Here is a 4,311-nt window from a genome sequence, read left to right on the forward strand (position 1 = left end):
AAAGCAGTAGTAAGTTACGTTGCGTCATAGGGCAAGTCCGCGTTTCCTGCTCGGCAACGTACCACACCGGGCCTCAGCGCCCAGCCAGTTGCCGAGGATGCCAGACCATGACCTTTCAGATTTACCCTCCGCTCGAGATCCCCGAGACGCTCGCCGCCGGGCCGGGGCCGGGCAATACCGATGCCCGCGTCCTGCGCGCCTTTGCCAGCGCCGGGGTTGCAGATCACATGCAGGGCGACGTGCTGCGCGGCATGGTCGAATGCAAGCACATGCTGCGCAAGATCTGGGGCACCACGAACACCTATACGTTCGCGGTTGCCGGCACCGGCTGGAGCGCCTTGGACACCATGTTCTCGGCCGTCATGCCCGGCGACAGGGTCGTTGCATTCAACAACGGCACTTTTTCGGGCATCGACACACTGACCCTTCGCATCAAGGCGGCAACGCCGGACGAACATGCCGCCAGCCCGCTGGACCCGCAGGCCGCCAGCGTCACCGTCATCGACGTGCCGCATGGTCAGCCGGTGACCGGTGAAATGGTCGCGGCCGCACTGGCCGAACACAAACCCAAATGGGCCTTCATGGCGCATTGGGAAACCGGGTCCGGGCGTATCAACGATTTGCGCGGGTTTTCCGATGCCTGCGAGCGCCATGGCGCGATGGGCCTGATCGACGCGGTATCGTCGCTGGGGGTCGCGGATTTCCGGATTGACGATTATCCGGGCATCGCCGGGTGGGCCTCTTGCCCGCAAAAGGGCCTGTGCTGCCTGCCCTTGACCTACGCGCCGGTCAGCTTCAACGACGGCTATATCGACGCGCTGAAAACCACCGGAGCCTACAGCTATGTCCACAACCCGATCTTCGAGGCCCGCCATTGGGGCATCGTCGATGGCGGGGACGTCGAAAAAGGCACCTATCACCGGACCCATTCCGGCTATGCCGTGGCGGCCTTTCACGAATCCCTGCGCCTGACGCTGACGGAAGGGCTGGCCAAACGGTCCGCCGCCTACCGGACCCATGAACAGGTGCTGCGGGATGCGGTAACCGCGATGGGATGCCAGGTGACCTCGGACATGCCCAGTCTTCTGGTCCTCAACCTGCCGCCGGAACTGGCGGGGCGCGAGATGGAGCTGGTGCAGAAGTGCCGGGCGCGGGGGTTTGGCATCTGGCCGACGCTCAGCGCGCCGGTGCAGGTCCGGATCGGGATCCTCAATCAACTCAATCGTCAGGCGATCAGCCAGATCATCCGCCTGTTTGCCGACGCCCTGCGCGACCTGGGCGGCAAAGTCGATTTCGAAGAGATCGAAGCGCTGCTCGAAAGCCGCTATGGCACATCGATCGCGGCTTGAACGCACTGCATAAACGGGAGACATGCAGATGGATATTCACGAATATCAGGCGAAAGAGGTTCTTTCGAATTTCGGCGTCGCCATACCGTCCGGCGCGCTGGCCTACAGCCCGGAACAGGCGGCCTATCGCGCCCGCGAGCTGGGCGGCGACAAGTGGGTCGTCAAAGCGCAGGTTCATGCCGGGGGCCGCGGCAAGGCCGGTGGCGTCAAGCTGTGCAACACCGAGCACGAGATCCACGAGGCCTGCGACGAGATGTTCGGGCGCAAGCTGGTGACCCATCAGACCGGCCCCGAAGGCAAAGGCATCTACCGCGTTTATGTCGAATCCGCCGTGCCGATCGACAGCGAGATCTACCTGGGTTTCGTACTGGACCGCTCCAGCCAGCGGGTGATGATCGTCGCCTCCTCGGAAGGCGGCATGGAGATCGAGGAAATCTCGGCGGACCGCCCCGACAGCATCGTGCGCTCCATCGTGGAACCCGCCGTTGGGCTACAGGAGTTCCAGGCCCGCGAGATCGCGTTCAATCTGGGCATCGAACCCCGTCTGGTGCAGCAGATGGTCCGGACGCTGCAGGGCTGCTATGCCGCCTTCAGCGAACTGGATGCGACCATGGTCGAGATCAACCCGCTGGTCATCACCGGCGACGACCGGGTATTGGCGCTGGACGCCAAGATGAGCTTTGACGACAACGCCCTGTTCCGGCACCCGCAGATTGCCGAGTTGCGGGACAAAAGCCAGGAAGACCCGCGCGAAAGCCGCGCGGCGGACCGCGGGCTGTCCTACGTGGGTCTTGAGGGCAATATCGGCTGCATCGTGAACGGGGCCGGGCTGGCCATGGCCACGATGGACACGATCAAACTGGCCGGAGGTGAGCCGGCGAATTTCCTGGATATCGGTGGCGGCGCCTCGCCGGAACGGGTGGCCAAGGCGTTTCGGCTGGTTCTGTCCGACCAGAACGTGCAGGCGGTACTGGTCAATATCTTTGCCGGGATCAACCGCTGCGACTGGGTCGCCGAAGGCGTCGTGCAGGCGCTGCGCGAGCTGGAGATCGACCTGCCCGTCATTGTGCGTCTGGCCGGAACAAATGTCGAAGAAGGCCAGAAGATACTCGCAAAATCCGGCCTGCCGATCATTCGCGCCACAACGCTTATGGAAGCGGCGGAACGGGCGGTGGGCGCCTGGCGGAACGATCTGACCCAAAACACCAAGGTGAGGGCTGTATAATGAGCATTCTTCTAAACCGTGACACCCGCGTGATCGTTCAGGGCATCACCGGACGCATGGCGCGCTTTCACACCAAGGACATGCTGGACTACGGCACCAATGTTGTCGGCGGTGTTGTTCCGGGCAAAGGTGGCGAAACCGTCGAAGGCGTGCCCGTTTTCGACACCGTGAAACAGGCGGTCGAAGCCACCGGCGCGGATGCCAGCCTTGTTTTCGTGCCGCCCCCCTTCGCTGCGGATTCGATCATGGAGGCAGCAGATGCCGGTATCCGCTACTGCGTCTGCATCACCGATGGCATCCCGGCGCAGGACATGATCCGCGTCAAGCGCTACATGTACCGTTATCCCCGCGACAAGCGCATGGTGCTGACCGGCCCCAACTGTGCCGGAACCATTAGCCCCGGCAAGGCTTTGCTGGGGATCATGCCCGGTCATATCTACCTGCCCGGCAATGTCGGCATCATCGGCCGCTCGGGAACGCTGGGCTATGAGGCTGCGGCGCAGCTGAAAGAACGCGGTATCGGAGTATCGACCAGCGTCGGCATCGGTGGCGATCCGATCAACGGGTCCTCGTTCCGCGACATCCTCGAGCGGTTCGAACAGGATGAAGACACCGAAGTGATCGCCATGATCGGCGAGATCGGCGGCCCGCAAGAGGCGGAAGCGGCGGAATATATCCGCGATCACGTCACCAAGCCGGTTGTGGCCTATGTCGCCGGTCTGACCGCGCCCAAGGGCCGGACCATGGGCCATGCCGGTGCGATCATCTCGGCCTTCGGCGAAAGCGCCAGCGAGAAGGTCGAGATCCTGTCAGCCGCCGGTGTGACGGTTGCCGAAAACCCCGCGGTGATCGGCGAAACCATCGCCCGCGTCATGGGAAAGGCTGCGTGATGGTCAAGCCTTCGGTTCTTGTCACCCGTCGCTGGCCTGCCGCCGTCGAGGCGCAGCTGGCCGAAACCTACGACACCGTGCTGAACACCGGGGACAAGCCCATGTCCCCGGCTGAAATCCGCGATGCGCTGAAACGCTATGACGCGGTTCTGCCCACGGTCACCGATACGCTCAGCGCCGAGGCGCTGGACGTGCCTGCGGCCCAGACCAAAATCCTGGCCAATTACGGCGTCGGTTACAGCCATATCTGCGAGCCTTCGGCGCGCGGCCTGGGCATGACCGTGACCAATACGCCCGATGTGCTGTCCGAGTGCACGGCGGATCTGGCCATGACCCTGCTGCTGATGGTCGCCCGCCGCACCGCTGAGGGCGAGCGCGAGTTGCGCGCGGGCAACTGGTCCGGCTGGCGGCCCACGCATCTGATTGGCACCAAGGTCAGCGGCAAGACGCTGGGCATCGTCGGCTATGGCCGCATCGGGCAGGAAATGGCGCGGCGCGCGCATCACGGCTTCGGCATGGAGGTGCTGGTCTATAACCGCAGCCCGGTCGCGCCCGAGGTTCTGGCCCGGTGCAACGCCCGGCAGGTCGACGCGATCGACGACATGCTGCCGCAATGCGATTTCGTCTCGCTGCACTGCCCCGGCGGCGCCGCCAACCGGCACCTGATCAACGCGCGCCGGCTGGACCTGATGAAGCCCGACGCGTTCCTGATCAACACCGCCCGCGGCGAGGTGATCGACGAACGCGCCCTGATCCAGTCGCTGTCTTTCGACATGATCGGCGGCGCGGCGCTGGATGTGTTCGACGGCGAACCGCGGATCAGCCCGGACCTGCTGCAGTGCGACAA

At 64.1% G+C, this 4,311-nt stretch carries 4 protein-coding genes; all 4 read left to right on the forward strand.

What is annotated here, in order from left to right; all coding sequences use genetic code 11:
- Positions 1–107: 107 nt before the first annotated feature.
- Positions 108–1,349, forward strand: a complete 1,242-nt coding sequence (locus tag ACR0EZ_RS25700; protein ID WP_480617661.1) for a pyridoxal-phosphate-dependent aminotransferase family protein — start codon at positions 108–110, stop codon at positions 1,347–1,349.
- Between the two features lie 28 nt (positions 1,350–1,377).
- Complete coding sequence (locus ACR0EZ_RS25705) at positions 1,378–2,574, forward strand: malate--CoA ligase subunit beta (protein ID WP_480617662.1); 1,197 nt, start codon at positions 1,378–1,380, stop codon at positions 2,572–2,574.
- Positions 2,574–3,464 (forward strand): succinate--CoA ligase subunit alpha, encoded by an 891-nt coding sequence (gene sucD, locus ACR0EZ_RS25710; RefSeq protein WP_480617663.1) that lies wholly within the window; start codon positions 2,574–2,576, stop codon positions 3,462–3,464. Before ACR0EZ_RS25705 ends, sucD begins: the two co-directional genes overlap by 1 nt.
- Positions 3,464–4,311, forward strand: an 848-nt coding sequence (locus ACR0EZ_RS25715; RefSeq protein ID WP_480617664.1) for a 2-hydroxyacid dehydrogenase, incomplete at its 3' end; no start/stop codon positions are given. The genes sucD and ACR0EZ_RS25715, both read left to right, overlap by 1 nt.

This window comes from Ruegeria sp. AK4 (assembly GCF_056541025.1).